The organism is Hyphomonas sp. FCG-A18 (genome assembly GCF_045287255.1).
In the GTDB taxonomy this organism is placed as follows: domain Bacteria; phylum Pseudomonadota; class Alphaproteobacteria; order Caulobacterales; family Hyphomonadaceae; genus Henriciella.
The window spans coordinates 577,650-604,427 of the sequence record NZ_CP137142.1 but is presented as its reverse complement, the minus strand read 5'-3'; the positions used below and the strand labels follow the sequence as shown (position 1 = coordinate 604,427).

Sequence of the window (26,778 nt, the reverse complement as noted above, 5' to 3'; positions counted from 1 at the left end):
CCGAGCGTCCTTAACTCGCCCCAAATTGGTCGCTCGAATACGATTTTTTTGAGTTGATGTTGAGCGACTGAGAGAATGGGAAATCCCAAACCAAGAAAGCATGTTGCAGCTCAATTAGGCGCGATCAGCTCTAGTCCCGTTTCGGGGTCTGTTAATCGCGCCGGCTCCGTTTCTTGCAAAGACAAAAGCGCTACGAGAGAGACAATTGAGACAATCAAGAGTCCTGATATCGCTACCGCAATTCGCAACGTGGAATACGGAGATGTTGCCGACGTGTCGTCAGATTGCTCCACCACGACGGGGTGAGACAATCCATAATGCTTGTGGGGAAAGGTTTTGATAAAATTACCATCCGCGCCCAACTTGCTAAGAGCTTCGCGAAGCAAGGAAATGCGTTTCGCAATCGTCGCATCGGAAACCACTTCTCTTTGCCAAACCATCCGCATCAAGTCCTCGTGCGAAAGCCTGTTCGGAGAAGCCTGCAAGAGCGCAGTCAAGAGCGCTAAGTTGAGGCCACTCAGTAGGACTCGTTCGGAATCTTTAGAGACGACGCCTGAGGTCGTATCAATCTCTAATCCGGAACATTTATAATTCAAAAGCTCACCTGCGCGTTTCGAAACTGATACGCCCCTTTACCCTTTGAATTCAGGCGACTTCAACAAACTTCAACCGTCTTCAATTGCTTTTCTCAGCTGATTACGCACTTATCAGTCAAACCGGAAAAGGACACCATTTCATTGACCCGAATACGAATACCACTGGTTCAAATTTTTATCATGTGCGCGATGCTAGTTTTGGCGTCTGCGGCCATTGCTCAACCACACGATCCAATCACGCCTGCAGCGGACGCTCGATTTGGGGAAGCAACCGCAACGCCCCGACCCGGTTTCGCCGTTGGCGTTATTCAAAACGGCGAACTCATTCACGAAAGTTATTGGGGGTATGCGAACCTGGAGCATCAAATAAAAATCGATGCGGCGTCGAAATTTTACATTGCGTCGATGAGCAAACAGTTCACGGCGGCGCTCATCGGGCAATTGATCGAAGATGAGAAACTTTCTCTGAATGATAGCGTCAGGACATATCTGCCAGACCTGCCTGAAATTTATGAGCCGGTCACAATTGCCCACTGTATGTGGCATACAAGTGGTGTGCGCGAATACACCTCACTACTATTGATCCGAGGAGATGATTTACGAGGGCAGGACCGTATGACTCACGCTGACGCGCTCGCGCTGATCTCCCAACAGGTCGATCTTGATTTCGCGCCCGGAACTGAAATGCGATATTCGAGTAGTGGCTACGTCTTATTGAGCGCGGTCATTGAGGCGATAGAAGACACTCCGTTTCGCGAGGTTGCTGAACAGCGCTTGTTCGACCCTCTGGGCATGGACAATACACTGTTCGACGATGATCACGGCGAGATTGTACTTGATCGCGTGCAAAGCTATCGGCGACAGGACGCAGGTGCCCATGGCGAATGGCGGAGTTGGCTCAAGCATTTTGATGTCGTCGGCGATGGCGGCGTGCTAACGACGCTAACGGACCTGGAAAAATGGGATCGAGAACTTTCAAACGGTAAGGTCCTCGGCAAGACGCTTCAGCGTTTTCTGAAAACCCAGGGCGTACTGAATGACGGAACCGAGCTGCCTTATGGAGGCGGATTGTGGCTTACTGACGATCGCGCCGTGGAATCTCATGGCGGCGGGATGGGAGGATTTATCTCTGATCAGATTCGATTTCCCGAGTTGGGCGTCTCTGTTTATGTGCTGGCCAATCGCAATGATGATTTCGCGTTTCAGGGTTGGGCTTTTGCAGCAGACGTTTTGACCAAACTCGGTCTGGACAATCCGCTATCCTCTGCGGAACCCTCTCTTGCCGAAGGATCATTCGAAACAGATAATGCGGACGATTTGAAAGGCGCGTATTTCCTGCAGAAGCGCAACAATCGTCGCTTCGTTCGGGGGCACCCTGAAGGTGGATTGGCGCTACATGATGGCGGTGACGCATTTCTCGCGCGCCTGCACCCGCAAAGTGATGGCAGTTTTTTGACCGTGCCGGGGCTGAGCCGCGTAGCTTTCTCGTCTGAAGAGCCGGCTCTAACCATGACCTTTGAAACCGATACTTATGCGTATACTGGATGGCGCTATGATGATAAACCGCCGAGTTCCATAGAGCAGGTGCGAGATATGGCTGGACGATATTGTAGCAATGAACTCAAGTCAGCATTCGAGCTAATCATCGACGACGAACTTTTGCTTTTTCAGCAGCAAAATGCGCCTCCAATTCAACTATTCCCAACTCCAGAGGGTTCGAACGTTTCATGGAATGGCAATGACCGTGTTTGGACTGGTGCCTTTATGTTGAAAAAGGTGACATCGTCCGACACCGAAGTTATGGGTTTTGACGTTGGTGACGGTCGCGTGAGCGGCGTGAGCTTTCATTCCTGTGCGCCCCAGTAGAATTTCAATCTAGCATGAATAAGAGACTCGAGAATGATAACCCATCTTACTTCTGCATTATCAATGTTCGCAATCGCATCCGAGGCACCGCACGTGGTGGCAGAAATGAAGGCCGGGCGAATCGCGCCAGAAATGGCAATTTCGGGTGGCCAATCAAATAAAGTCCATCAAGCAGGTTCCATCGCTAAATATGTCTGTACTCTAGCGGCGCTCCGGCTTGAAAATGAAGGGCGCTTGTCTCTGGATGCATCGATCGCGGAGTTACTACCTGAGTATAATGGGCCGAATGCATCAGACGTTACTCTACGTCGGTTGCTCGAAAACCGTTCCGGGCTTGAGGACCGGCTAATTCCAGCACTGCGAAATGATCCATCGCTACCGTCGAAGAAACTTTCGCTCATCGACGCCGCGAATGAGATCGGAGTCGGTGAAGCCACAAAAGCGCCCGGGGTGATGTTCGAATACACCAATGGAAACTGGGTACTAGTAGGCGCAATTCTGGAGCATGTTGGCGAGCAGCCTCTATCAAATTTGCTGGATGCATGGGTCCTCAAGCCAGCAGGCGCAGACACCGCCTATATTATAGATGGTGAGCTGACAGGCGATGATCCCGTTATCGCAAAAGGCACCAGCTTGCCTTTGCCTTCATTCGTCGCCTGCGCTGGCGGATTGGCGGGAACTCCAACCGACCTTTTAAAGATTTCGCGATACGCTTTCCGGTCGAGTGATTTCGATTTTGATGACCGCGCGGCGCTTCGTTCGGTTACGACCTCGGCGCAGGATTACACGCTGGGGGGGCGCTTTAAGTTGGTTCGGGATGCAAACACGGGTCAGAAGCGCCGTATTAGTTGGCAATCAGGCAATAATGGTGCGTGGTATGCCTTTGTGGCTTATGACCCAGACACGGACAATGGTTTTGCGCTGGTCACGCCTGATGCTGACGCTGCCGAGTATACGTTAGAGATGCGATATACCTGGCTCGACGAACAGGGATTGGTACCCTTCCAATAGTCTTTTCGATTAAGCTACCTTAATGAGCGTCCTAATTTCGCCCCAACTAAGACGCTGGCGCTTTCTGATACGCGAGCAAAACCAGACATAAGCTGAGAAGCTTAGGATTGCGGGATTCGTTCCATTCTAGATGGTCGAGGAAGAATGATGACTTTCTCGACGCCGAGCAGCGACTCAAGTCCTTGGCGCAGCGTTTTATACTCTTCAGTTTGCCGGGCTTCATCCCAGATAAAGACGATCATTCTCGTAAAACCCGTTCCCTCTCGTAGGTAGAGCGAATGATCTGCAGCGACCTCCTCCGTTATTTTGGCAAGTTCGCTTTGGCCCCGGTTTCGCATGAATTTGACCTCTATAATCGTCTGAAGAGACGGAACGCCAAGATCAAATCGCGCTGATTTGTGCCCCAGCTTTTTCAGTGTCTCTTCGTCAATCAGATCAGGAAACACCGGGCGGAGAATCGTCCAAAGGAGATTTTGGACGTGGTATTCATGGTCTATTTCCCAACGCCTGGGCTCAACGTTTTTGACGCGCCGTGTCATCTCGTACGTCCAATGTGACATGGATTCAGAGACACCAACCAAAATCTCTATAAGCTCCGCAACACCAGCCCCATGAAAAGGCAATCGCGCCAGCGCCGCCGCACACGCCTCATACACAGCTTGGTAGGCAGAAACTTTGGAGACTTCCTCTTCTGCGACATTAGCAAGCAAGTGGGCCCAGCCAGCAGCGTATTCTTCTTCCGTAGGTGTCAGCGACATTGCGGCCTTGATTGCAACCGTCATTACGGGGTCTATGTCGGAAAAATCTTCGCTATCGTTTAAAGTGTTCAAGCCCAATCGTACGAAACTGCACTGCCAAGGGTCGTCGCTTAGCGCTTCGCTAGATTGCTCGAGGCAATTAACGAGCCATCTGGTTTCTTCTTTGGAGCTTCCAAGGGATTGGTAGCCAAGAGCAATCCCGAACATCGCTATCCCGTCAATTTCAAATCGCGGCGCGCGCCCCGGTGCGAAGTACGTCCGTCCAGACAGCTGCGCGACGCCTGCTCGAAATTCTTCTGCTAAGCCTGGCGTTTTCGAGAAGGAGGCAAGCTTGTATCCAGCAGCAGCAGTGTTTTGGTAGATGACGCCCGTGTCTGTGGCGATATCGTCTACGCGACTGCGTTGCCAAGGACTGACAAACGCACAGTATGCGCTAACATGAACCGGCAATCGATCCATTTGATCCGCTTGCAAAGCTATAGCCGTCTTGATCGATTTTAAATCCATCACAGAAACCAAGGCGTCCTTCCGATATCTCTGAAGCGGATCGCATCATCGTCCCAGCCATCCACCTGTTTGAGGCCCGTCAAGCGCTGCGCGATAAGATCAGAGTATTTAATGGTGATCGGAAACGGTTCTGGCGACATGATGCGCCAAGTATGCGCGGTGAAGTCGAAGGCTTGCCGGGCCAAGTAGGTCATATCACGGAACGTCGAGTCATCGTGCAATTTGAGCAAACAGGCGCGAGGCAGACCATCGGACGCCTTCTTCAATTCCGAAGCTCCGGCGAACACAACGAGTGAGTCATGATCGCCGAGCTTCAAATGAACACCGCGAGATGGCCCCATAATGCCTTTTCGTCTGCTTTGATCTTGTTGATATTTGGGTAGGCCTTCTTGGGCACGATCAAAGATCAAAAACGGGTGGAATGGCGCAATGTGGACGAATGCGTATACGACATTTTCCAGGTCCATACCTTCAACCGCATCTTTTATAGCTTTGGCCTCAACATCTTTGAGGGGTTTGAACACGTGAAAGATCAAACGAACGCGGTCAGAGCTTTTCCAATTATCCTCTTCTCGAACGCGCTCGATTGTTCGCTTAAGGGTCTCGGTCAACTCATCGGCATATTCTTCGAACGGTACGACGCCGGTGCGTTCGCTGAGGTGGTAGCCGCCGTCGCTTGAAAAAACAGTCGTGATTCCGACATGGCGCGTGCGTTCGCTGAATCGGCCTGATTGTTCTGTGTGAGATCCAAGCCCAATGACAAGTTCATGAGCGACTGATTGTTGCGCGCTGAGCAACCAAGGGCGTCCGCCGAGCTTCGCGTAGGTTGCCAAGCTCATTTGGTTCATCGTGAACACGAGGTTTTTGTCAGGGTCTCGCATGGTTTCGATGCGGATGTTTTGAACGGCGACGTGATTGCGCAGCAACATTGCCTTGGTCGCAAAATATGGGTTCTCTGCTCCGGGAAGGGTTTTGAATGCCTCTTCGATTTGAACAACAGACAGGTCCCATTTAAATCCGCCATCCGCTGCTTGACGCAGAGCCTCTTCACAGGCCGTTTCGTAACCGGCGAGGGATGCCGATTGCGAAGTAAAGGTTTGCACATTGGGCCGTTCAAGTTTGAACCGCCTTAGAAACCCGTCTTCATATGGCGCGCGCCCATTACCACCCTGTCCCATGCGAACATCGGGCATTCCATCCAGAAATTTCGCCATGAAACCATCAACTTGCCCCTCGTACTTTGACTGGCAAATGACGGCAATATTCAACTTCTTTGGTGAAAACGTTCTTTGATCATACGGGCCGTTGGTTTTTATCCCGCGCTCGTTCCAATGGTCGTTACGCGTGCCAGCCGGATCGAACACCAAAGACGGTTTTTCGATCAGTTCGGCTTCGGGAAATCCGTCATCGCCCGTCGATAACCAATCGCCTATTTCTAATGAAACGCCAGGAACCGCTTCCATTTCAGATGACTTGAGAAACTCTATGGTGCGGTCGAGGAGGTTGAACCGGCCTGGTCCTTTATTGAGATTGCTCATCCTGCTACGCGTGGCATTGAGCACGCTATTGCCGGCAGATGGGAGTAGTTTTTTGACGCACCAGTCAAAGTCCGCTCTATTTCCCGTTAGCCGGGCCGCACTGGCAGCCACGCTGTCATAGCCCTCTCGGTGATCTTCCAAGATTAGCTGACCACCTTCTATTGCTTTGACCCGTCCGACTGTAAGCGTTCGCGGTGCCATTCTTGGGTCGCGCGCCGGTTCTTCCACCATTACATAGCGCCCGATGGGAGAGACCTCTTGTTCCAGCAAAGTGTCGCAAGTCGCCCTCAGCTGGTATCGGGTTCGGGCGTCACAAACCATTCCAAAATTGGGTTTGCTATCAGCGCCAAAAATCGTACGCGGTGTAAATTCCAATGATGGAAGCACTCTCACCCATTCGGGAAGATCATCGTGCCGAATGAGGTTGCCTTGTGTATTCCCGAGGATTTCGACCGGATAGTCATTGATGATATCGCGCTGCTCGTGGAACACGCGCAAAAGAGCTGCATTGAGCAAAGCGGACCAATGCCACCACGTCTCTGACAGATCGATTTCCGTTACTTTGTCGGAGAGCGGCTCGGCATCGGCAACAACAGGAATATCGACGATCAAATCTTCTTGACGATCCCATTTGATGACATGTGTTGTCCCGAACTCCGAGCGTAGCTCGCGAAGTAGTTCGGCATCATATGGTCGATACCCAGTATTGATGACTGTCTCGCCAACCAATCGAACCGGCGTAAAGTTAAGCCGCAAATCGCCAATAGACATCGCATCAACTCTTTAAGTGTAGACCATTTGTAATGTAATGATCCGATTTAAGCATACAATGATAGAGCGTCACGATCAGGTCCGCATTCCCCTCATCTCCGAAGCGCTCGCTACGAGGGCGTCGACCACGCGCTCCAACTTAGAATAATCGTAGTCATTCAATCTTCGTGTCTGTTTCAAGAAGGCGCGCGTATGGCGATCTTTGCCCATGAGTGCGCCTTGATAGGTTTGCATGTCTTCGTTGAAACCGCCCCATTGCACTTTGGCGCCCGCGTCCAGGTCCAAATAGCACTCGATGGCGGCAGCTCTTCCATTGATATCGGCTAACGACTCGCCCGTTGGCCCGATGGTTGGGAAGGCCCCGAACGCTTCGAGGTCTGGCAGTTTCAGCACTCGAAAATTATCAGGAAGGTTTAGTCCGGAGCATCGATTGTAGGTCGCGATCCCAGCAGCATCATTGTCGAATAGAACCAGGATATCGCTCGTGGCGGAGATACTGATGAGCCCCTGCACGAATCGGAACAGATTTCCTGTTCCCGAAAAAGGATAGCCCTCTTGCATGTCAACGAACCGAAAGAAGTCGGCAATGTCTGGGCGTAGCAGTTTGAAGGCCTGACGAATGACAGACGCGTCAGTGCTCCCTTCGGTAACGATTAGGATTTGTTCGAATGGCGTTAGGTTTCGAACGAAGGTTTCTCGAGGTTCCCATCCGCCGGTTTCGATATCGTGAAACGCCCACATGACCGGCAGATCTTGCGCTGTCTTATTCTCTGAGAGGAGGCGTAAGATCGTCCATGATGACAGGTTTTCCATGCCTTGCGAAAAATCGAGGCTCGCTTCGTTCATACCAAGACGGGGCCCGACTTCTCTTCGAAAAAATTTCCCGAAGTCTTCTCCACCCTCACCATAGTCACTGGATAGGGATGTCACATCGACCGTCTTCAGAACATTTTGCAATTCCTCGAACGGATAATCATCCAGGCTAAACCCATTCAGCTCAGAGAGCTCGGCATATTCTGCACGGGCATGCTCTAGTGTGTGCCCCAGAAGGTCGAGGCGTTTGGTAATCGACTTTAGCGGCCGAGATAGGCCTTCCTGATACTCTACGACAGTCTCACTGTGGTCCGCATCACTTGTATAGTAGTAAGGCACATCGGCAATATCGCGTTCACCTTGAAACAACATGGCATGGTCGACGAAGCCATTATTCTTGCCCCACTCGATTTCCAGTTTGCCAACTGCGAGATGAATCATTGAACCCATGCCTTGAGGTACTCAGATGCAATTGATTTGTCGAACGGTCTTCCTAATTCGTGGCGATGGCTCAGGGATCACTATTGAACTTGCCTTCTTGTGCGCCGATGGCGGTGCCGCGAGGGCGAGTTAAACTCCCGATCGCATCATCACCAATGATGAGGTCAGCCAACTCCCCGGGCCAAGGATTCTAATGTCCGGTTTTAGGAAGTTCCTGCGGTTCCAATAAGTTCTGCGTTCAGTGGAACCAGCAACAGATGGGCGGATTAACGCCAATATACTATAATCAGAATTCTAATTCTATTTTGTTTGTGATAGAGTGATTTCGATGCCTCAGACTCTTTCCAACCCGTCGCGTAAACGCGGTCGTCATCGTGTCTCTGTTACTCTGGCAGAGTCTAAGACGCTGAAACTCTATCAAGAGGGAAGGCGATTGCTCGCGCAGGCGGACTTCGAAGACATTTCAATGGCGCAGTTCGCTAAGGCCGCTGATACTTCTGTAGGCGCCTTTTATGTGCGCTTCGCCGATAAAGACGCGTTCCTAGACTTTGTGACATCTCATACATTTGCCAGCGCGCGGCGCGGGTTTGACGAAACCGTAGCTTCACTTGCAGCGAGCAAGAAACCTGCTGAATTGCTTTCAGATACGATTATTGCGCAATTTGCGGCGAAGGAATTTGCGGGGATCGTCAGATTGGCGGTGAAGCGGGGTTTATCAGACTTGGAACAACGCCACGCATTTGACGCATACCGCGAACATATCATCTACCAAGTGGTTTCTTTATTGCCGGATGAAACCGCGCGAGAAATCGAGACCAAGTTTGAGGTCGCCATTCAAGCAGCTTTTGGGATTCTAACCGACCGCATTGTTTCAACACCTCGGTCAGACCCACTAAAACTATCGGAGTATCACGGGACAATTCTGGGATTGTTTTCTAAGCCGTTTGGAACCTTAAGACTCATAAAGCCAAATGCCGACAAAGCGGCCACGCAATCTGGCGTCAAAAAGATATAGAGAACTGCGATGACCCTTTCAGATAGTTACAGCAACGGGTTTGATAAGCACTTTCTGGAACAACTCGCTGATCGATTTGAATTTAACTCCGACGATGAAAACCTTTTAATAGAGCTAAATGCGCTTTTCAGGCGTTATCAGCTCGATAAGCGCTTGTTTAATGATCGATCCGCTGAGAACCGCTTACGTGCTAACTATCAGAAACTGAAATTAGAAACAGAACGGTTCAGAGCCTTGCTGTCTTCATCAGAGTACGAAGACTTAGAAACCGATCTTTATTGGGCAGCGGTTCACAATAATGAGCTGGAGCCTGACACCGAAATTCCTGTGATCAGTGGAGCGGAGGCGAAACCGGGACACGCATATTTAGCGGATTTAGACTATCTACTATCGCTCTTAGATTTAGCGGCGGAAACAGGAACCAATCAATTTGCGCCAACTAAAGGCCGCAAACCCAACATACCGCTCAAAAACGCTGTTAGACGGATCGCTTATGTCTGGTCTAATATGTTGGAGCGCCGTTTTACCGTCGATTATCATCAAGGAAGCGGACTAACGCCCGCATTTGAGTTCGTCAGGGTTATCTTTGAAAAATTGGATTCAGCGATAACCGAAAACGAAATCATTACCGCGATGCGCGATGTTATTGCGGATCGAAACGCTGCTAGCTCATCGTAAGCACCGTTACTCACAAAAATAGCCCGGAAATATCAATCGCATTTCTGCCAGTGCTCGTTGAGGCATCGCGCCTCCTAAAGTGGTTTAATCGCCTCTCATTCCTATTGCTTGAGGATCAGCGAGGCGTTCGACGTGAAGAACCGACATCCAATCAGTGCATGGCCACGTTTGATGAAAGCGTTTGAGGCCGCTCGCTATATCGGCACATCTGAAACGACGCTGCGCCGACTCGTTGCTGAAGGCGCAGTCGCGCAACCTTTGAAGCGCGGAGGTGAGCGCGTTTGGGATATCCGAGACCTTGACGAACACGTTGAGAGTCTGCCTCGTGTGGGAGAGCCTGCCAATGACGACTGGAAAGGGCAGGCACTATGAGGGCTTCGATGGCGTCGGTTCGCTTTCCTTTTACGATGTTTGATCACGATCGCTCCGGTCGAAAGCGCTGGTATGTCCGCTTGGTTGTGGAAGGAAAGAACAAGAAACGCCGCATCCGATCACCGGAAGGCACGGAAGCTTGGGTGGCGGAATACAAAGCCATCCTTGACGACATGCAGGCGAATGAACGGCCTCGCCCAAAGAACCCATATGTTGCGGTCCACTCTCTCGCTTGGCTAATCAATCAGTACCTAGTCAGTGCTGAGTTCGCATTAGCTAAACCTGCAACGCAGGCGCAGCGAAGGTCAGTGCTTCTTCGCATATCGCGCGAGAATGGTCACAGAGACTGCCGAACACTCACCAAAGAAGCAGTCCAAGCTGGACGTGATGCCCGGGCCAAAACGCCGGGCGCTGCGAACAATATGATCAAGGTGATCAAGTCGCTCTATAGATGGGCGCATGAGTACGGGCATGTTGACCACAACCCTGCAGAGGGTGTGAAACGCTTGAAGATGGGCGACAGCACTTGGAAACCGTGGAGCCGCGAGCAGCGCGAAGCGTTCATGGCGGCACATCCATATGGGACGACTGCTCGTACAGCTTACCACCTTGCATTTGACGGTGGATTGCGCCGATCGGATGTGGTGCGGATTGGGCGTCAGCACCGCGATGAAACTCATCTTCGAATTGAACAAAAGAAGACGGGTAAGACCGTGTCCATTCTCATTGTTCCAGATTTGGCGGAGGCTTTGGATACAGCACCTTCGAAGGGACTGAATTACATCCAAACGGACTTCGGCAAACCCTTTTCAGAAAAGGGTTTTGGGGCGGCGGTTCGCCGATGGGTTGAACAAGCCGGTTTGCCGAAAGGGCTCACCCTGCACGGATTGAGAAAGGCCGACGGTGTTCGTATGGCTGAGGCTGGCGCGACCGAAAACGAGATTGCCGCCAAGCTTGGGCACAGCGATACACGATCCGCGTCTATCTATACAAAAGGGGCCAATCAGCAGCGCCTCGCTGACGCCGCTGTGAGAAGATATCTAGAACAAAGTGCCCCGCAAAATGCCCGCGCGGGGCAATTTTCAGCAGAAAATCCAATGTTTTCAGATGAGAACAAAAGGGCTGGTGGTTCGGGGGAGACTTGAACTCCCGACCTCACGATTATGAGTCGTGCGCTCTAACCAGCTGAGCTACCGAACCAACCGAAGCGGCGTCAATACACTTGAGAATCCTCAAGCGCAACCGGTCAGGTCAGCAATTCGGCGACATGATCTGCAATTGCAAGCGATGAGGTCAGGCCAGGGCTTTCAATTCCAAGCAGGTTGATCAAATCACCAGACCGCTCAATGCGAAAATCCCCTGATGGCTCACCAGGCCCAACGAGCTTTGGGCGCACACCCGCATAATCTGCTGCAAGTGCCCCATCTTCCAGGCTTGGCCAGTATCGGCGAGCCGACGCATAGAAATGCTCTGCGCGTTCCGGGTCGACGCGATAATCAAAGGGGGGCGTCGCCTCTTCTGGTAGCCACTCTGCGTCAGGGCCAAGTTTGCCACGCCCCCCCAGATCAACCGTCAAATGCAGTCCAAGACTGGCACGCCCCGGCATCGGATAGATCAGACGCGAGAAAGGCGTGCGCCCGGTCACACTGAAATAGCTGCCTTTGACATAGCGCGGCGTTGGCAGCGCGGAGACATGATCGCCCTCGATGGCCCGTGCCAGAAAAATTGAATTATGCCCCGCTGCATTGATCACCTGACGCGCAAGAATCTTTGACGGCGCCGCGCCACCCGTCACCAACTCAACGCCCGATGATAGCACCTGCCCGGCAAGGACAGGCGTTTCAAAGGCAATCATGCCACCTTTGTCCTCCAGCTCCCCTTGCAAAGCCAGGAAGTAACCATGGCTGTCAAAGATACCCGAAACAGTTGAATGAATGGCGGCACTGATATCAGGGTGCAGCGCTGGCTCGAGCACGCGCGCGGCATCTCCATCAATCAGGTTCAAGCCTTCAACGCCATTCGCTTCAGCAAGCGCTACAATAGCATCCAGACCATTCGTCTCATCGGCCTGCGCGACAACAAGCTTGCCACAGCGATTGAAGGTCACGCCGTGCGTTGCAAGATACTCATAGAGCTTCCGCCGGCCATTAATGCAGTGACGGGCCTTTAGCGATCCGGAGGCATAGTAGATCCCGGCATGAATCACTTCTGAGTTTCGTGAACTGGTGTGCGACGCAATCAGGCTCTCAGCCTCAAGCACAATCACATCGCGCCCTGCCATCGCCGCCGCGCGGGCACAAGCAAGGCCAATGACCCCGGCCCCGATCACGACAATGTCAGCGTCAAACTGGTCCATTTTGTCTTTAGACGCCTCGAAAAGGGATTGGGCGAGTCCACAATCTGCGCTATCTTGACGCAGATGAGAGTTCTGATCCTAACCGCTTTACTTACGACCCCGCTCGCTCACGCGGTCCCGCAACAATGGAGCGAAGCGTTTGAGGATGGCGCGTATCGTACCGCCGCCATGGAAGCTCAGATAGAGCAGAATGCCGATAATCTGGCCTTCGCCGCCCGTTGCCTGCTAGCGCAGGCCATGAGCGCCCCAGACCACCAGCCCCCTCAGGATATCGTCATCGAGGCTGAGGCGCTCGCCCGACAAGCCTTGGAGCAGGAACCAGACCACATTGAGGGGCGATTGCAGTTGGCCATCGCGCTATCCCTGCGCGCCCACCCATTGTCGACTCGCGAGGCCATGCGCGCAGGCTATGGCGGTGACGCAAAAGAGCTTGTTGAAGCGGTCCTTGTAGATGATCCAGATAACTTCTACGCCAATGGCTTCATGGCCGTTTGGCATGTTGAAGTTGTACGCCGCGGCGGCAGTGTTGGCTCGGCTATCCTTGGTGCGTCGGTGAAAAGGGCTCGGCGCTTCTATAGTGATGCAGCAGAGATCGCTTCTGATGATGCTTCAACGCACTGGCAATACGCGCGCGCTCTGACGGCTTTGAACGCAAAAAAGTATCGTAATGAGATCGACATGGCGCTGAATGCGGCCCTTTCCGCAGAGGCTGAAACAGCCCTGGAACAGGTCATGCAAGACCGCGCCCAGACCCTTAAAACCGCGCTTGAGACGCAGGACCGAAAAAGCGTTCAGGACATGGCTGCGCGTATGCTTTAAAGTTTCTTAGCGGAGATAACATAGCGCGGCCCCGATCCCAACTGCGCAGCTTTGTCCTCAGGATTGTAAAGCGCACAGGTCTTGAGCGAGAGACACCCACACCCGATACAGCCATCGAGCCGGTCGCGAAGGCGCTCCATCATCGCGATCTGGTCATCCAGCCGGCGTCGAATCGATCGGCTAAGGCGCGTCCAATCGCGCTTGGTTGGCGTCCGCTCATTCGGTAAAGCCGTCAGGGCCTCACGAATTTCCGTAATCGACAGACCTAATTGTTGTGCAATCATGACAAAGGACAAACGCCTGATATCTGCTCCGGCAAAACGCCTCTGCCCCCCAGAATTACGGTCCGGATGGATCAGGCCTTTGGCTTCGTAAAAACGGATCGCAGAGACCGATAGTCCAGTCCGTCCTGCCAGGTCACCAATCGTCAATCCTGTTCTCATCTTTCACCCGAATAAAAATTACACCAAAAACCTTGACCTCAACTTAGGTTGAGGAATTACAGACACATCTCCGGATAATCAAGATGAAGGAGATACAATCATGAAACCCGGCCTATTTGAGCATGTTAACATGACCGTGAGCGACCCGGATAAGACCGCGGATATGCTGACCACCCTGTTTGACTGGCATATCCGATGGAGTGGTGATTCGATCCATGGCGGGCGATCCGTCCATGTTGGAACGGACGCACATTATCTCGCGCTCTACACACCGCCCATAACTCCTCAACCGCCAGGCAATAATTATGATCGAAACGGCGCGGTGAATCATGTTGGCATTCTGGTCGACGATCTTGCCGCAGCAGAAGAGAAGGTCCTCGCCGCGGGCATCAAAACCCATAGTCATCAGACCTATGACCCCGGGAGTCGCTTCTATTTCCATGACCATGACGGCATTGAGTATGAGGTGGTCAGTTATGCTTGAACGTCTGGTTGAGATTCTGTCCGCTTTGTACTGGCGCCAATAGCCCGCAAAATGTGGCAAAGAAAAAGGCGCAGTCCACTGACCGCGCCTTGAAAAGTGATTGCAGCGTTTCCTCCCAGAAACTTGCAAGCACACAAGACTGGATGTGCGGCATTCTGTCAAGGGCTTTATGACAACAAGGTAACACTTTTTTCATCGCCCCTTTCTGGACCCGCTGTTGCAGCTGCACTGGCAATGACCTGTTCCCAGGCCTTGGTCATGGCCGGTGTCCAGTCCGCCCCGGCGAGGCGCGCAAAAACATCCTGCATGACCTCAAAAAAGGCGGTAAACATCGCCTCATCGATGCCATAGCCAACATGATTCATCCGCTCGGCGGCAAGGAAGTTTGGCGCGATGGCATCCCCGGTCAACAAGCCTTCGGCCTGTGTCAGCGCCTCGTTTAACATATGCCCCTTGGCGCCATCATCGGTGTCGAGGACGAATAAATCCTCCATTTCGGGGAATCGCTGAAACAGTGCTGCATAAACAGGCGGGACAACATCCTCGCATTTTGCGGCAACTGATTCGAGGCTGGCGGTGAAGGCATCATGGTGGCTCATAGGTTCTGTTACCAAGCTGTGGGAACCCTGTCGAACACTCACGTGGACATCTGCTTTTCCTGCAACACGAGATTTTGTTTCAACTGATCCAGGAGGCTGACAATCGTGTCTAACTGCTCAACCTCCATACCCGTGGCCTCAATCATGCAGCCTGTGACCTCCGGAGCCTGTTGTTTCAGCGCCTTGCCGCTCTCCTGCAAGTGCACAAACACTTTGCGTTCATCCTGTGTGCCGCGGTGGCGCTCGACATGGCCGAGCTTCTCTAACCGCTTGAGCAAAGGCGTAAGCGTGCTGCTCTCCATCATCAAACGTGCGGACAGTTCACCAACGCTCAAGCCATCCTGGTCCCACAGGCAGGTCAGCGCGATATATTGCGGATAGGTCAGGCCAAGCGGCTTGAGCAAAGGCGCATAGGCACGATTGATCACGTGCGAGGCGGAATAGACCGCAAAGCAGAACATTTCCTCCGGCCTTGTCGGCAAGTCTTTAGGGGCATGTCTTGGCATCGTTTTCATTCCATCAATTTAGATCGCACACGATATAATCGCTTGACAGGTTAAGCAAGCTTGATTTAAAGACCCCTCAATTAAATCGCGCACGATACAAATGGAGGCATAGATGTCCTGGTTACCCAGCCTGATCACAGACACCCCGGAAGATGGCTTTGAACTGGCCCTGAAACTGTCGCGTATGGCGGTCAAGAAAACACAGCCCGATGACGCGGTGCGCACCCGCCTACGCGCCGATTATGAAAATAATGCAGACAGCCTGACCATGGCCTCACATGTGGTAGCAACCAATTTCCAAACCGTGGCCCGCGCCAATAAGTATTGGACTTAAGGCACGCCGAACCACCAGACCGCCTCTCAACGTCCGTTATAACAGAGCCTGGGCGCGCTCAGGGTGAACGCGATCGACTGCCGCTCTCTCGAGACGGCTATAGCGCCCAGCCTGAGCGCGCCCGCGGTGGTGCGTTTTCGGTTGTTTCCCACGCAGCTTTCGCCAGCATAGGTCCGGGCTTTAGCGCTTCCCGGAGGTGAGATTGCTCACTCCTCGCGCCATAACCACCCGACTGGTCCGCAAGACCGGGCACGGACCCAAAGCCAGCAGACACAGACCACCGCTCTCCACTCATTTCCAGCCGTTCCGGAAAGGCCCTGTCTTAAGAGGGGAGATACAGGCATTATACGCGTGGGGATAAGGGGTGGGATAGATTCCCGACTTAAACCCAAAGGGCGACTCATTCGCACGGCGCAACAAGATCACCCGTATCAATCGCCCCTGCCTTTTGTTCGCGCCCGACAAAGTCAACACATGCGAAAACCATTGGTAGGGGTCGCGAGGTGAGGAAATCAGGACCATCCTGCAATTGCATATGCAAATGAGGATAAGCTGTGTCCCCTGTCATACCAATCTGACCAAGTAGCTGCCCCGCCTTGACCGTGTCGCCAACATTCACGGTCAGTGTTCCTTGCCGGAAGTGGGACATTAGCAAGTGAATTCCATTTCCGATATCAAGGATGAGATAATTACCCAAACCGCGATCTTCGCCATAGGTCTGGAAATCATCGACGAAAACACGTTGCCCCGCTTCATCAAAATGATTGTCCGGCATATCGGAACGGCTGAAAACAACCGTTCCATCAATTGGTGCAATCACTTCAATGCCAAATCCCAGCCAGTCTGCCTGTTCGGCGCCATCCTCGACATAGAGACCACCTGTGGCCAAGTCCAAACGCGTAAAATCGAGGGCGAACCTTTGCGTAATATGCTCCATACCAAAGGCGCGCGCTGGCTCACTGTTCAGGGCCACACGTCGATGATGCGCAAACAAGTCACTGCCGGAATAGACATAACTCTGCGAAGCGATTGGTAAGTATGGCAGGATCGGAGAGTTCACAGGGTGAAACTGCACGGTGAACTCAATCAGGCCACCCGTATAGGCCACAACAATGTCTGCATGGTCAGCTGGTGCGGAAAGCGCGAGATCCGGGAATGGGTTGAAAATGTATTTTGAACCCTGCGCAGGAATCGTGCGGTCTCCGAGCATAGCGATTGGCCCAGGCAAGCCATTGCCACCCATATAGCGCCGCTGGAGAATTTGTCCGGTCGCGTCGAAAACCCGCATGCCGACAAAGGTTATCTCGACATCCTCAGGACCCGTATTCTCCAACTCAAAATCAAAATTGAGCCGCGTAAGGTCGCCGCGAACCTCTGCATAAGGTGTTTCAGGTCTGATCTGGGACAAGGAAACAGGAGCTTCGATAGCTGGTTCGGCTTTTGCCGCAATACTACCGCTACAGGCGCATAGAGTGATAAGCAGAAAAGCTGAAACCAAACGACTTATCACTGAAACCTCCTTCTAAAGCGGAATATTATCGTGCTTTTTCCATGGGTTGCTCATCTCTTTACCGCGCAGGGTGCGGAGCGCTTTGGCGACTCTTCTGCGGGTTGAGTGCGGCATGATGATGTCGTCGATATAGCCCTTTTTCGCGGCCACGTAGGGGTTGGCGAAATTGTCCTCATACATCTTGGTATGCTCGGCAATCTTGGCCTCGTCGCCGATATCCTTGCGGAAGATGATTTCCACCGCGCCTTTCGCGCCCATCACGGCGATCTCAGCCGTCGGCCAGGCATAATTGATGTCGCCGCGCAGGTGTTTGGAGCTCATCACGTCATAGGCCCCGCCATAGGCTTTGCGGGTGATGACGGTGACTTTCGGTACGGTCGCCTCGGCATAGGCGAAGAGCAGCTTGGCACCATGCTTGATCAGGCCGCCATATTCCTGCTTGGTGCCCGGCATGAAGCCCGGCACATCCACGAAGGTGACGATCGGAATATTGAAACAGTCACAGAAACGGACAAAGCGTGCGGCCTTGCGGCTGGCATCGATGTCGAGCACGCCTGCGAGCGTCATCGGCTGGTTGGCGACGAAGCCAACGGTGGAGCCTTCCATACGGCCGAAGCCGCAGAGGATGTTCGCACCAAAAGCCGGGCTGATCTCAAAGAAGTCGCCCTCGTCGACGGTCTTTTCGATCAGCTCTTTCATATCATAGGGCTGGTTCGGATTGTCCGGGATCAGCGTGTCGAGGCTATTGTCGGCGCGCTCAATCGTGTCGAAGGTCGGACGCTGGGGCGCTTCCTCGCGGTTGGAGCCGGGCAGGAAGTCGATCAGGCGGCGCATCTGGGTGAGGGCTTCGATGTCATTCTCGAACGCGCCATCGACGACGCCGGACTTGGCCGCATGGACAGAGGCCCCGCCAAGGGTTTCGTGGGTGACCTCTTCATTGGTCACGGTTTTCACAACGTCCGGGCCGGTGACGTACATGTAGGATGTGTCCTTCACCATGAAGATGAAGTCGGTCAGCGCCGGGGAGTAAACATCGCCGCCTGCGCATGGGCCCATGATGACTGAGATTTGCGGGATCACGCCACTGGAGAGAACGTTCTCCATGAAGATGTCGGCATAGCCAGCAAGGCTATCGACGCCTTCCTGAATACGCGCGCCACCCGCATCAAAGATGCCAATACAAGGCGCGCCATTCTGGGCGGCAAGCTTCTGGACTTTGACGATCTTGGCGGCATGGGTCTTGGAGAGCGAGCCGCCGAAAACGGTGAAATCCTTGGAGAAGACATAGACGAGGCGGCCATTGACCGTGCCCTGCCCCGTGACAACGCCATCACCAGGAATGCGCTGCTCATCCATGCCGAAATCGGTACACTGATGCTCGACGAACATGTCGTATTCTTCGAAGCTGTCTTCATCGAGTAAGAGACTGATCCGCTCGCGTGCGGTGAGCTTGCCTTTTTCATGCTGACGTTCGATGCGTTTTTCACCACCGCCAAGGCGGGCTTTTTCACGGCGGGATTCGAGGGCTTCGATCACATCTTGCATAGGGCGTCTCTCCAAAAAGTTTGGATTGCTTGTAATGCTGCGCGAGCGAAGAGCAAGAGCGATGCGCCCTGCCCTGGCGCTTTTGCCAGGACAGGGCGTCTTCCTTTTGGTTGAAGTGTGAGAGTTTACCAGTTGTGGCGGTGGTTACGATAGTCACGCTTTCCGCCACGCGGGATGCCGTGAATCTGCTTCACGCGATCCCCGCGCCGCACAATACAGGTCACAGGGCGTTCGATTTCACCGCGGCGGTTTTCGAATTCCACCTCATTGAAGCGAACTTCAAACCCACGCGGGCCGATCTGCCAGGCGCGGCGCCCATCATCGAAGTCGACATCATAGAAGCCGAGATAGTCCGCTTCACTGCGGATGGCGCGGCGACAGGCGCGGATTGCTGTCCGCTTGAGGCGGCGCACTTCCTGACGGGTCTGGCCATACTCGTTCACATCACGGCGGTAATCATGACGATAATCCCGGCCATAATAGCGGTCATTGTAACGCGTTTTATGGACGGATACTCCGCCATTCGTACTGACCGAGACAGTGACTCCACTACGCTTGCCATGGTCAGCAAGGGCCGGAGCTGTTGTGAGTGCCGTTGCCGCTAAAGCCAGCGCTGCCACTCGGGTGTTCATGACGGCTTTCATCATGAGGACACTAAAACATGTGCCCTTGCAACCTAGTGTGAGTGGCGCATTGGGGTGGGGTTCATCCGATTTGGAACGCCTCTCCTTCTCTAGCTATCAGCGACAACGCATGGGTCAGACAATGGAATGATCGTGCGCGCCGGAGCAGGTTCGCCGCTATCCTGACGATCGAGAATGGCTTCGATCTCGTCCATGATCCGGTTCATGCGTGCTTCAACCGCGCGATATGGGGCCGGGCTTGCCATATCGAGACCAGCTTTAAGCTTCAGATCATACGGATGGGCTGATCCGCCCGCCTCAAGCATTTCCAGATATCTCGCGACGGCCTCTTCATCCCCTGACCGAATTTCATCGGCAAAATAGACGGCTGCAGCCAGAGAGGTTGAGTACTGATAGACGTAAAAGTCGAAGAAGAAGTGAGGGATGTAAGCCCACTCCAGATTGTAGGCCTCAGGGACAACGGTAACGCCCTCTTCAACACCGTAATAGCGGTTGAAAATGTCCTTATAGATTTCGGTCATCCGCGAACCGGTCAGGCTTTCGCCATTCTCAACGGCTTCATGGATCGCCGCCTCAAACTCAGCGAACTGGGTCTGGCGGAAATAGGTCCCGCGCATTTGTTCCAATGCATAGCCGAGATAGAACAGGCGCTCAGCATCTGTTTCAGCCGCTTCGAGGAGTTGCTCTTGCGCGAGCACTTCTTTGGTGATCGCCGCAGTTTCCGCGATGAAGATAGAGTAGCGCGCGGTTTGAAAGGGTTGCGCCTCATTGGCCAGAATGGTGTGCATCGCATGACCCCACTCGTGCGCGAAGGTTGAGGCACTGTCATACGTATCCTGATGGTTGAGCAGAACGAAAGGCCCGACATCATAGACACTACCAGACATGTAGGCGCCGCTACGCTTACCCTGACTTGGATAAGCGTGGCTCCAATCGCCTTTCATCGCCGTGCAAAGCGATTGCACATAGTCTTGGCCAAATGGCCCTGAGGCGGAGGCTGTAATTTGCGCTGAGCGATCAAGATCGAAAACCTGATCGGTTTCAACCATATTCGGGTAGATGTCGTGGAAACCGAAATCCTCGACCCCCAGAATTCGCGCGCGAAGCTCAAAATAGCGATGGAGGGTTGGCAATGCGGCATTCACTTCAGCCAGCAAAGTGTCATAGACCTCACGCGGGATATTGTCGTCCGCCAAAGCCGCTTCGAGCGCTGAGTTATAGTCGCGCTGGGAGGCGTTAAAGACCTGTCTTTGCACATGGCTGCCCAGAGCTTCGCCAAGTGAGCTTTCAAACTGCTGATAGGTCTCAAAGAACGAATTGAAGACTTTGATCCGGTCATCCCGGTTTTCGGCAGCGCGGCCTTTGACATAGCCTGCAGCATCAAGCCGAAGCTCTTCACCCGTGCTCAGCGTTACAGTTGGCCACGGAATGTCGGAGTTTTTAAGCTGGGTATAGATGCGTTGCGCGCCGCCCAGAGCGACACTGGCGGCGGCCATGATCTCTTCCCCTTCCGGACTAAGGGTGTGCGGGGTCATGCGCAGCGTTTCGCGTAAGCCGAAAGCATGTTTCTCGAGGCGCGGCTCTAAAGCAATCCATGCCTCAATCTGCGCCTCTCCGACATCCTGAATCATTGGATTGATCCAGGCCACTGCGCTGCCATAGGCTGCAAACATGGCTTGGGCCTGTCCGCGGCGAGCAAGCTTATCGCCATCGCGAAGGTCGGTATCAGAATCCAGGAAGGCATATGTCGAGACCCGAAGAGCCTTAAGAGCAATATCCGAAGTCTGGTCGTAAAGGTCGGCCAATCTCTCTGCACTCGGTTCAAAATCGGCACCCGCAGCTTTCACTGGCTCTAATCTGTCAAGAATGCTCAGGCGCGCTGCATCCCAGGCTTCAACATCCGGGAAGAGCTTTGTCAGATCCCACTCAACCGGTTCACGCTCAGCTTCGGCCCCCGTTGCAACATCATCATCCCACATCGGCCCTAGCTCAGGCTGGGCAAGGGATAGAGGTGTTGCCACAAAACAAATGGCTGCGACGCAAGACAATAGCTTGGATTTCATGGGGAGGCGCTCCTGATTTATGGACGTGGTTATGAAAGCAGCAAATCACTCGCGTTAAAAGCGAAAACCGAACTTGGTTGAGACCTGCTCAATACAGGCAATGTCTCGCAGACAGCGCGGATGCAGATACCGATATCGATACTTCTAGACTCAGGCATAGGCATAAGGCCCGCCGCGCTCCAGCGCTCTTTTATAGGTCGGCAGCGCCTGCACTTTGGCGACAAAGGCTTTGATATTGGGCAAAGCTGACAGGTCAGCGCGGCTAGCAGCAGCCTCTAAAGGGAAGCTCATCATGATGTCAGCCGCTGTCAGGCTATCGCCGACGAAGTAACCCGTGTCGGCGAGTCTATCATTCCACCATTTGGCATGTTCGGCGATGCGCGGATCGATGAAGCTGCTTTCAACTTTGGAGGAGATGCCTTTCACGAGGGGCTTGGCCAGAAAAGGCGCATTCTCCGGCAGACGCGAGAAAACCAGCTTGAGCAGTAGATTGGTCATCGCCGAGCCTTCGGCATAATGCAGCCAATAGGTATAGTCGCGTGCAGCCTGGGTTCCGGCTTCCGGTTTCAGGCGGTGACCCTTGTCATAAGCCTCAATCAGATACTCAAAAATCGCCCCGGTTTCAGCGACAGTAATCTCCCCATCGGTAATCACCGGGGACTTGCCGAGCGGGTGAACCTCATACAATTCCGGCGGCCCGAGATTGGTCACCGGATCGCGATCATAGCGTTTGACCTCATACGAGACCTCAAGCTCCTCCAAGAGCCAGAGCACACGCTGTGAGCGTGAATTTTCGAGATGATGAACAATAATCATGAGGCCTCCCGTCCTATATGGGAGGCAGGTAGAGCTAAGTCCGGCGCTGTCGAGGATAACGCTGGGAAAGGGTGATTACTGGCCCAGAAGCCGCTGCACGACGCCCATCAGGCCGGTAAAGCGCAGGCCGCCTTCATGGACGGCCAGTGCGAAGCAGACCCCATCCATATCACCAACCGGCTGGTGGGTATCGGTTTCGCCTTTGACGCACAGATCGCCCGGGCCATAGCTGCCCTGACCATCACTGAAACCACCAGAGACAACCAGTGTGTATTCATTGCCCTTATGGCTATGCTCGGGCACGCGCGCACCCGGCTCAATCCGGTACAGCTCGACCTCAGCCGCGCTGCCGATATCGAGCTTGAGGCGACGCACACCGGGTGTCAGGTTCTGCCAGCCAGACGCCCCAGCCGCATTGATCGCGTCATCGCGGAGCGGATCAGGTAGCGCGAGCAATTCATCCAAAGCTGCGCAAGCTGATTTGGCACAGCTTGTCTGAGCGACAGGGCGATCCTCGAAAGCATCAATCATCGCCATCGTTTTGGCAAGCGCCTGATCGGAGACCGCTAGGGCTTCCTCGCCCTCAAGGCAGATCCCGGCAATCGTTTCAGCATGAGCAACTGCACGGCTGACCTCAGGCTTAAGGGCCGCTTGGGTCTCAACCATCAGCGCAAAGGCCGGGTCCAGACACCCCGCAGCATAGGCGCTGTAGACCTCTCCAAAATCATTTACGCTGGCTATGCGCATATCATCGCCGACCTTGGTTGTGTTCTTCCCTCGTCTTAGCGATATTGACTGGGGATGGTTATCGTCAAGCAAACGCAGCCTCCGATTGCAGTACGTTTAGTGTTGGTCGCGTTCCAGCTGACCCTTAAGACGCTGGAAAGCTATACGGATTCTGGACTTCACAGTGCCAAGCGGCAGTCCGAACTTCTTGGCAATCTGTGAGTGCGATAGCCCCTCATAAAAGGCAGCCTTGAGCAAGACGAGCTGATCATCTGGAAGCGTCTCAAGCTGACGACGAACCACTGTTTCGACCTGCGCCCGGTTCACCGTAATGTCCGGTTCTTCAATCTTGGCCGGGTGCAGCATGGGATCTTCGGCATCCAGCTCCGGCTTGTTCATCCGGCGGTGACTGTCGATCCGGCGATTGCGGGCAATGCGGAAAATCCAGGTCGAGACCGACGCCTGACGCTGGTCATATTGATCCGCCTTGCGCCAGACATTCAGCATGACCTCCTGAACAATTTCTTCAGCGCCATTGGCATCACTGCCCAGACGCACCAGATAGGATTTCAGACGCGGCGCGAAGTATTCAAAGATTTCGGCAAAGGCTGTCCGCGACCGCGTCTTGGCGATCTGCTGGACACATCTGGCGAGATGCTCACGCTCGCCAGTGTCATTGCCGGTGGTCTCAAGTGACACGTCTGTCCCCTCTAGCGCAGTATACTCGTATAAAGCGCCCATTCTGGGGGAAATGCAACCTCTGCGAGACAATCGTGTCATGATAACCCGTTAATCTTGTGCGTCTTATTTCGGCCTTAACCCTATCGCATGCAATGAAATAGGGTATGTTCGAATAAAGTATTGCATATCGGAGATGATATATGTTGTCGAGACACGTTTTTGTGATGCTGGCCGGTATTCTGATCGCAGGAGCCGCACACGCGACCCCATCAGCGGTTGGCCAATACAAGGATTGGAAAGTCTTCACAGAAATCGTCGGCGGCGAAACCCTTTGCTATGCGGCGACACAGGCGACCGATAAAGCGCCAAGATCAGCCCAACATGGCGATGTCTGGTTCTATGTGTCGAGCTGGAAATCGGGCAAAGCGCGCAACCAGCCCAGCCTGCGTGTTGGCTATCAGTTACGACAAGACCTTCCTGGCAAGGCGCATGTCGGCCGTGCCAACTACACGCTCTATGGCATGGGCCAGGAAGCCTTTGCCATGGATAGCGATGACCCGAAACTGGTCAGCGCCCTGCGCCAGGGTAGCGAGCTGCGTGTGCAAGCCACCTCACAGCGTAATACGAGAGTGACCTATCACTTCTCCTTATCCGGATCCGCCGCAGCCATAGACCGCGCCGCTGCTGCTTGTCGTTAAATCACGCGTGTACGCTGCGACTATTCCATCCTCGAATTCTCTTCGAGCCGAGAACGCATAGCCGTCATCACTTTTAACGCGCATTGAATATCATCAACAGTAAAGTCACGGCTAAGCGCATTCACCCACTCAATCTGTCGGCGCTCGGCGGCTTGATATACTTCTCGCCCCTGCTCCGTCAGGACGACCAGGTTCGCGCGTCGATGATGCGGATTGGGCTCAAACGCAACAAGACCCTCTTTTTCAAGCTCATTGGCAATCCGCTGTACGCCTTGTCTTGAAAGTCCCATGCTACGCGCGAGCCAGGCCACGGGCTGCGGCGCTTCTGCAAAGTGTATTGCGCCCAGCACTTGCCATCGCGCGCTTGACAGCCCCAGCGGCTCAACAAGTCGGTCCCCCGCAGCGAGCAATCGGCCATTCAGACGGAATGCCTCTAGAACAATTTCTGTCATTGCCGCTCCTGCATGCGTGTGTTTGGCCATTGGCGACTTACCTATCCCTATGTTGACAACATGTTGTCATCTGTGCTTGTGATCAAATTGACAGCATGTTGTCATATGGTCAATAAGGAGATTTCCATGTTAGAACTCACAGCATTTGATCCCGTCTATTCTATTGAGCATCAATTGGGCACCGAAGAAACACCCGTCATCCTCGTCAATCCATTCACAGTCGAGCGCACACACATTGATGCCGTTGTGAAAACCTGGGAGGCCGATGCTCTCTGGCTGAAGAAGCAGCCGGGCTTTATCTCCACACAGCTTCACAGAGCCATCGAACCAAGCACAATGTTTTTCAACTACGCTGTCTGGGAATCGACAGCCCACTTTCGTGCGGCTTTTACCCACCCGGACTTTCAATCGACTTTGGCGGCCTATCCAAATGGCACGACAGCTGCCCCGCACCTGTTTAAGCGCGTCGCAGTCTCCAATCTCTGTACCAATTGAGGAGGATATCCCATGAAAACCAAAATTCATGCTCTGTCCGGCATCATTGGATTCCTGTGTATTCTCAGTTTCTGGACCAGCACAGCCTATTCGGAACTATTCACATCTCACGAGACAGTGGCCGCAGTGAAGGCGATGATCCTTCGTGGCATGATTATACTTGTTCCCGCCATGGCCATCGCTGGCGCATCCGGCATGGTGATCGGCGCCAAGTGGAAAGGCCCTCTGGCAGCCGCAAAAAAGAAGCGAATGCCAATCATTGCACTGAACGGGCTTTGCATTTTGCTACCGTCTGCATTTTTCCTGGCTTACAAATCGGGCGCAGGCACGTTTGATGTATGGTTTTACACGATCCAAGTCGTGGAGCTCTGTGCTGGCGCACTCAATCTGACCCTCATGGGCCTCAATATTCGAGATGGCCTGAAAATGAAGGGCCGCATTGGCAAAAAGCGAGCAGCTTAGTCAGAACTGCTTGCTCAGGAATCCTATCGTAAAGTCAGCTTCGTCCCACACCCCGCGTATGAGACCCAACCCAATATCGGAAGCTTGCTATTATCTGCAACCAAAACAGGGGTTTTCAGGGCTGGCGGATCGCGTTCTTATGGCTTGCAAACGCCATTATAGGATTTCAAGTGAGATGAAGAACCCCGTCAATGATTATGCGCTCGACCTGATCTGGCGCCATGGCCGCTCTTTCAATGGCTGGCTGGATCGGCCCGTGCCTGAAACCCTGATCCGGGCGGTTTATGACCTGACCAAAATGGGGATGACCAGCGCCAATTGCTCGCCGGCGCGGTTTACCTTTATCGGCTCCAGCGAGGGCAAGGAACGCCTACGCCCATTCCTGATGGAAGGGAATGTCGATAAGACCATGAGTGCGCCATGGGTGGTGATCATCTCACACGATCTGGACTTCCATGAGAAAATCCCTGAGCTGTTCCCGCACAATCCTGGGGCGAAGGACTGGTTTGCCAATGACGAGCATCGCCATCTCACCGCTTTCCGCAATGGGACGCTATCGGGCGCCTATCTGATGCTCGCGGCGCGGGCACTGGGGCTTGATTGTGGGCCGATGTCCGGGTTCGACAATGCCGGGGTCGACAAGGAATTTTTCAGCGGCAGTGAAGACACCAGGAACTGGCGTTCCAACTGGCTTTGCAATATTGGCCATGGCGATGATGGAACGATTTTTGACCGCAGTCCACGCCTTGCCTTTGAAGACGCCTGCCAGATCCTTTAGA

29 protein-coding genes and 1 tRNA gene are annotated in these 26,778 nt (G+C 53.5%); 13 read left to right on the top strand and 17 right to left on the bottom strand.

Annotated elements, in window-relative coordinates:
- Positions 1-110: 110 nt before the first annotated feature.
- Positions 111-596: a transcriptional regulator gene (locus RYZ27_RS02980; protein ID WP_406680872.1), complete on the bottom strand. Its 486-nt coding sequence runs from the start codon at positions 594-596 to the stop codon at positions 111-113.
- 180 nt (positions 597-776) lie between these two features.
- On the opposite strand from RYZ27_RS02980, the gene RYZ27_RS02975 reads away from it, so the two are divergent.
- Entirely contained in the window at positions 777-2,462 is a 1,686-nt protein-coding gene (locus RYZ27_RS02975) for a serine hydrolase domain-containing protein (RefSeq protein ID WP_406680871.1), read from the top strand.
- Between the two features lie 33 nt (positions 2,463-2,495).
- Positions 2,496-3,473, top strand: a complete 978-nt coding sequence (locus tag RYZ27_RS02970) for a serine hydrolase domain-containing protein (RefSeq protein WP_406680870.1) — start codon at positions 2,496-2,498, stop codon at positions 3,471-3,473.
- A gap of 101 nt (positions 3,474-3,574) precedes the next feature.
- On the opposite strand, the gene RYZ27_RS02965 is transcribed toward RYZ27_RS02970, so the two are convergent.
- The 3 genes from RYZ27_RS02965 to RYZ27_RS02955 form a co-directional block, all read right to left on the bottom strand.
- Positions 3,575-4,741 (bottom strand): hypothetical protein, encoded by a 1,167-nt coding sequence (locus tag RYZ27_RS02965; protein ID WP_406681754.1) that lies wholly within the window; start codon positions 4,739-4,741, stop codon positions 3,575-3,577.
- Positions 4,738-7,047 (bottom strand): argonaute/piwi family protein, encoded by a 2,310-nt coding sequence (locus tag RYZ27_RS02960; RefSeq protein ID WP_406680869.1) that lies wholly within the window; start codon positions 7,045-7,047, stop codon positions 4,738-4,740. Before RYZ27_RS02960 ends, RYZ27_RS02965 begins: the two co-directional genes overlap by 4 nt.
- Positions 7,048-7,122: 75 nt before the next feature.
- Positions 7,123-8,301: a HEPN/Toprim-associated domain-containing protein gene (locus tag RYZ27_RS02955; protein ID WP_406680868.1), complete on the bottom strand. Its 1,179-nt coding sequence runs from the start codon at positions 8,299-8,301 to the stop codon at positions 7,123-7,125.
- A 466-nt stretch (positions 8,302-8,767) separates the two neighbouring features.
- Between RYZ27_RS02955 and RYZ27_RS02950 the strand changes: the two genes are divergently transcribed.
- The 4 genes from RYZ27_RS02950 to RYZ27_RS02935 all read left to right on the top strand — a co-directional run bounded on the left by RYZ27_RS02950 (position 8,768) and on the right by RYZ27_RS02935 (position 11,511).
- Entirely contained in the window at positions 8,768-9,316 is a 549-nt protein-coding gene (locus RYZ27_RS02950) for a hypothetical protein (RefSeq protein ID WP_406680867.1), read from the top strand.
- A gap of 9 nt (positions 9,317-9,325) precedes the next feature.
- On the top strand, positions 9,326-9,994 hold the full coding sequence (locus RYZ27_RS02945; RefSeq protein WP_406680866.1) for a hypothetical protein: 669 nt from the start codon (positions 9,326-9,328) through the stop codon (positions 9,992-9,994).
- 132 nt (positions 9,995-10,126) lie between these two features.
- Positions 10,127-10,366 (top strand): helix-turn-helix transcriptional regulator, encoded by a 240-nt coding sequence (locus RYZ27_RS02940; RefSeq protein ID WP_406680865.1) that lies wholly within the window; start codon positions 10,127-10,129, stop codon positions 10,364-10,366.
- Positions 10,367-10,374: 8 nt separating this feature from the next.
- Positions 10,375-11,511: a tyrosine-type recombinase/integrase gene (locus RYZ27_RS02935; RefSeq protein WP_406680864.1), complete on the top strand. Its 1,137-nt coding sequence runs from the start codon at positions 10,375-10,377 to the stop codon at positions 11,509-11,511.
- On the opposite strand, the gene RYZ27_RS02930 is transcribed toward RYZ27_RS02935, so the two are convergent.
- A tRNA-Met gene (locus tag RYZ27_RS02930) sits at positions 11,490-11,566 on the bottom strand. The genes RYZ27_RS02935 and RYZ27_RS02930 overlap by 22 nt on opposite strands.
- Positions 11,567-11,612: 46 nt before the next feature.
- A complete protein-coding gene (locus RYZ27_RS02925; RefSeq protein ID WP_406680863.1) occupies positions 11,613-12,722 on the bottom strand; it encodes an NAD(P)/FAD-dependent oxidoreductase in 1,110 nt (369 codons plus the stop codon).
- A gap of 54 nt (positions 12,723-12,776) precedes the next feature.
- Between RYZ27_RS02925 and RYZ27_RS02920 the strand changes: the two genes are divergently transcribed.
- Entirely contained in the window at positions 12,777-13,541 is a 765-nt protein-coding gene (locus tag RYZ27_RS02920) for a hypothetical protein (RefSeq protein WP_406680862.1), read from the top strand.
- Here the strand turns inward: RYZ27_RS02920 and soxR are convergent.
- On the bottom strand, positions 13,538-13,984 hold the full coding sequence (gene soxR, locus RYZ27_RS02915) for a redox-sensitive transcriptional activator SoxR (RefSeq protein ID WP_406680861.1): 447 nt from the start codon (positions 13,982-13,984) through the stop codon (positions 13,538-13,540). The genes RYZ27_RS02920 and soxR overlap by 4 nt on opposite strands.
- A 100-nt stretch (positions 13,985-14,084) precedes the next feature.
- Between soxR and RYZ27_RS02910 the strand changes: the two genes are divergently transcribed.
- Positions 14,085-14,468: a VOC family protein gene (locus RYZ27_RS02910; RefSeq protein WP_406680860.1), complete on the top strand. Its 384-nt coding sequence runs from the start codon at positions 14,085-14,087 to the stop codon at positions 14,466-14,468.
- A gap of 167 nt (positions 14,469-14,635) precedes the next feature.
- On the opposite strand, the gene RYZ27_RS02905 is transcribed toward RYZ27_RS02910, so the two are convergent.
- Together RYZ27_RS02905 and RYZ27_RS02900 are read right to left on the bottom strand one after the other, a co-directional pair.
- A complete protein-coding gene (locus RYZ27_RS02905) occupies positions 14,636-15,067 on the bottom strand; it encodes a globin (RefSeq protein ID WP_406680859.1) in 432 nt (143 codons plus the stop codon).
- A gap of 38 nt (positions 15,068-15,105) precedes the next feature.
- Positions 15,106-15,582 carry a MarR family winged helix-turn-helix transcriptional regulator gene (locus tag RYZ27_RS02900; RefSeq protein ID WP_406680858.1) on the bottom strand — a complete coding sequence of 159 codons (477 nt, stop codon included), beginning with the start codon at positions 15,580-15,582 and terminating at the stop codon, positions 15,106-15,108.
- A 103-nt stretch (positions 15,583-15,685) separates the two neighbouring features.
- On the opposite strand from RYZ27_RS02900, the gene RYZ27_RS02895 reads away from it, so the two are divergent.
- The gene (locus RYZ27_RS02895; protein WP_406680857.1) at positions 15,686-15,907 is read left to right on the top strand and encodes a hexameric tyrosine-coordinated heme protein; all 222 of its coding nucleotides are present in this window, start codon (positions 15,686-15,688) and stop codon (positions 15,905-15,907) included.
- Between the two features lie 400 nt (positions 15,908-16,307).
- On the opposite strand, the gene RYZ27_RS02890 is transcribed toward RYZ27_RS02895, so the two are convergent.
- The 7 genes from RYZ27_RS02890 to RYZ27_RS02860 all read right to left on the bottom strand — a co-directional run bounded on the left by RYZ27_RS02890 (position 16,308) and on the right by RYZ27_RS02860 (position 23,910).
- Positions 16,308-17,315, bottom strand: a complete 1,008-nt coding sequence (locus RYZ27_RS02890; RefSeq protein ID WP_406680856.1) for a M23 family metallopeptidase — start codon at positions 17,313-17,315, stop codon at positions 16,308-16,310.
- A gap of 114 nt (positions 17,316-17,429) precedes the next feature.
- Positions 17,430-18,962: an acyl-CoA carboxylase subunit beta gene (locus RYZ27_RS02885; protein WP_406680855.1), complete on the bottom strand. Its 1,533-nt coding sequence runs from the start codon at positions 18,960-18,962 to the stop codon at positions 17,430-17,432.
- A 125-nt stretch (positions 18,963-19,087) separates the two neighbouring features.
- Positions 19,088-19,609 carry a hypothetical protein gene (locus RYZ27_RS02880; protein ID WP_406680854.1) on the bottom strand — a complete coding sequence of 174 codons (522 nt, stop codon included), beginning with the start codon at positions 19,607-19,609 and terminating at the stop codon, positions 19,088-19,090.
- Positions 19,610-19,695: 86 nt separating this feature from the next.
- Positions 19,696-21,669 (bottom strand): M3 family oligoendopeptidase, encoded by a 1,974-nt coding sequence (locus RYZ27_RS02875; protein WP_406680853.1) that lies wholly within the window; start codon positions 21,667-21,669, stop codon positions 19,696-19,698.
- A 150-nt stretch (positions 21,670-21,819) separates the two neighbouring features.
- Positions 21,820-22,485 (bottom strand): glutathione S-transferase, encoded by a 666-nt coding sequence (locus RYZ27_RS02870; protein WP_406680852.1) that lies wholly within the window; start codon positions 22,483-22,485, stop codon positions 21,820-21,822.
- Positions 22,486-22,560: 75 nt separating this feature from the next.
- Complete coding sequence (locus RYZ27_RS02865) at positions 22,561-23,304, bottom strand: ChrR family anti-sigma-E factor (RefSeq protein WP_406680851.1); 744 nt, start codon at positions 23,302-23,304, stop codon at positions 22,561-22,563.
- 24 nt (positions 23,305-23,328) lie between these two features.
- Entirely contained in the window at positions 23,329-23,910 is a 582-nt protein-coding gene (locus RYZ27_RS02860) for a sigma-70 family RNA polymerase sigma factor (RefSeq protein WP_406680850.1), read from the bottom strand.
- Between the two features lie 182 nt (positions 23,911-24,092).
- On the opposite strand from RYZ27_RS02860, the gene RYZ27_RS02855 reads away from it, so the two are divergent.
- Positions 24,093-24,590, top strand: a complete 498-nt coding sequence (locus RYZ27_RS02855; protein ID WP_406680849.1) for an invasion associated locus B family protein — start codon at positions 24,093-24,095, stop codon at positions 24,588-24,590.
- A 20-nt stretch (positions 24,591-24,610) separates the two neighbouring features.
- Here RYZ27_RS02855 and RYZ27_RS02850 read toward each other — a convergent pair whose 3' ends face one another.
- Positions 24,611-25,042, bottom strand: coding sequence for a MarR family winged helix-turn-helix transcriptional regulator (locus tag RYZ27_RS02850; RefSeq protein ID WP_406680848.1), 432 nt, complete (start codon positions 25,040-25,042; stop codon positions 24,611-24,613).
- 126 nt (positions 25,043-25,168) lie between these two features.
- Here RYZ27_RS02850 and RYZ27_RS02845 point away from each other — a divergent pair, with 126 nt between their 5' ends.
- The 3 genes from RYZ27_RS02845 (at position 25,169) to RYZ27_RS02835 (ending at position 26,777) form a co-directional block, all read left to right on the top strand.
- On the top strand, positions 25,169-25,537 hold the full coding sequence (locus RYZ27_RS02845; protein ID WP_406680847.1) for an antibiotic biosynthesis monooxygenase family protein: 369 nt from the start codon (positions 25,169-25,171) through the stop codon (positions 25,535-25,537).
- Positions 25,538-25,549: 12 nt separating this feature from the next.
- On the top strand, positions 25,550-25,999 hold the full coding sequence (locus RYZ27_RS02840; protein WP_406680846.1) for a hypothetical protein: 450 nt from the start codon (positions 25,550-25,552) through the stop codon (positions 25,997-25,999).
- Between the two features lie 175 nt (positions 26,000-26,174).
- Complete coding sequence (locus tag RYZ27_RS02835) at positions 26,175-26,777, top strand: malonic semialdehyde reductase (RefSeq protein ID WP_406680845.1); 603 nt, start codon at positions 26,175-26,177, stop codon at positions 26,775-26,777.
- The last annotated feature ends 1 nt before the right edge of the window (position 26,778 follow it).

Coding starts and splice junctions, on each gene's coding strand:
- RYZ27_RS02935 (WP_406680864.1), top strand. CDS start 10,375: ATGGCGTCGGTTCGCTTTCCTTTTACGATGTTTGATCACGATCGCTCC.
- RYZ27_RS02870 (WP_406680852.1), bottom strand. CDS start 22,485: ATGATTATTGTTCATCATCTCGAAAATTCACGCTCACAGCGTGTGCTC.
- RYZ27_RS02960 (WP_406680869.1), bottom strand. CDS start 7,047: ATGTCTATTGGCGATTTGCGGCTTAACTTTACGCCGGTTCGATTGGTT.
- RYZ27_RS02880 (WP_406680854.1), bottom strand. CDS start 19,609: ATGATGAAAGCCGTCATGAACACCCGAGTGGCAGCGCTGGCTTTAGCG.
- RYZ27_RS02900 (WP_406680858.1), bottom strand. CDS start 15,582: ATGAAAACGATGCCAAGACATGCCCCTAAAGACTTGCCGACAAGGCCG.
- RYZ27_RS02975 (WP_406680871.1), top strand. CDS start 777: ATGTGCGCGATGCTAGTTTTGGCGTCTGCGGCCATTGCTCAACCACAC.
- RYZ27_RS02925 (WP_406680863.1), bottom strand. CDS start 12,722: ATGGACCAGTTTGACGCTGACATTGTCGTGATCGGGGCCGGGGTCATT.
- RYZ27_RS02905 (WP_406680859.1), bottom strand. CDS start 15,067: ATGAGCCACCATGATGCCTTCACCGCCAGCCTCGAATCAGTTGCCGCA.
- RYZ27_RS02950 (WP_406680867.1), top strand. CDS start 8,768: ATGGCGCAGTTCGCTAAGGCCGCTGATACTTCTGTAGGCGCCTTTTAT.
- RYZ27_RS02910 (WP_406680860.1), top strand. CDS start 14,085: ATGAAACCCGGCCTATTTGAGCATGTTAACATGACCGTGAGCGACCCG.
- RYZ27_RS02840 (WP_406680846.1), top strand. CDS start 25,550: ATGAAAACCAAAATTCATGCTCTGTCCGGCATCATTGGATTCCTGTGT.
- RYZ27_RS02835 (WP_406680845.1), top strand. CDS start 26,175: ATGAAGAACCCCGTCAATGATTATGCGCTCGACCTGATCTGGCGCCAT.
- RYZ27_RS02885 (WP_406680855.1), bottom strand. CDS start 18,962: ATGCAAGATGTGATCGAAGCCCTCGAATCCCGCCGTGAAAAAGCCCGC.
- RYZ27_RS02875 (WP_406680853.1), bottom strand. CDS start 21,669: ATGAAATCCAAGCTATTGTCTTGCGTCGCAGCCATTTGTTTTGTGGCA.
- soxR (WP_406680861.1), bottom strand. CDS start 13,984: ATGAGAACAGGATTGACGATTGGTGACCTGGCAGGACGGACTGGACTA.
- RYZ27_RS02855 (WP_406680849.1), top strand. CDS start 24,093: ATGTTGTCGAGACACGTTTTTGTGATGCTGGCCGGTATTCTGATCGCA.
- RYZ27_RS02945 (WP_406680866.1), top strand. CDS start 9,326: ATGACCCTTTCAGATAGTTACAGCAACGGGTTTGATAAGCACTTTCTG.
- RYZ27_RS02895 (WP_406680857.1), top strand. CDS start 15,686: ATGTCCTGGTTACCCAGCCTGATCACAGACACCCCGGAAGATGGCTTT.
- RYZ27_RS02850 (WP_406680848.1), bottom strand. CDS start 25,042: ATGACAGAAATTGTTCTAGAGGCATTCCGTCTGAATGGCCGATTGCTC.
- RYZ27_RS02955 (WP_406680868.1), bottom strand. CDS start 8,301: ATGATTCATCTCGCAGTTGGCAAACTGGAAATCGAGTGGGGCAAGAAT.
- RYZ27_RS02845 (WP_406680847.1), top strand. CDS start 25,169: ATGTTAGAACTCACAGCATTTGATCCCGTCTATTCTATTGAGCATCAA.
- RYZ27_RS02970 (WP_406680870.1), top strand. CDS start 2,496: ATGATAACCCATCTTACTTCTGCATTATCAATGTTCGCAATCGCATCC.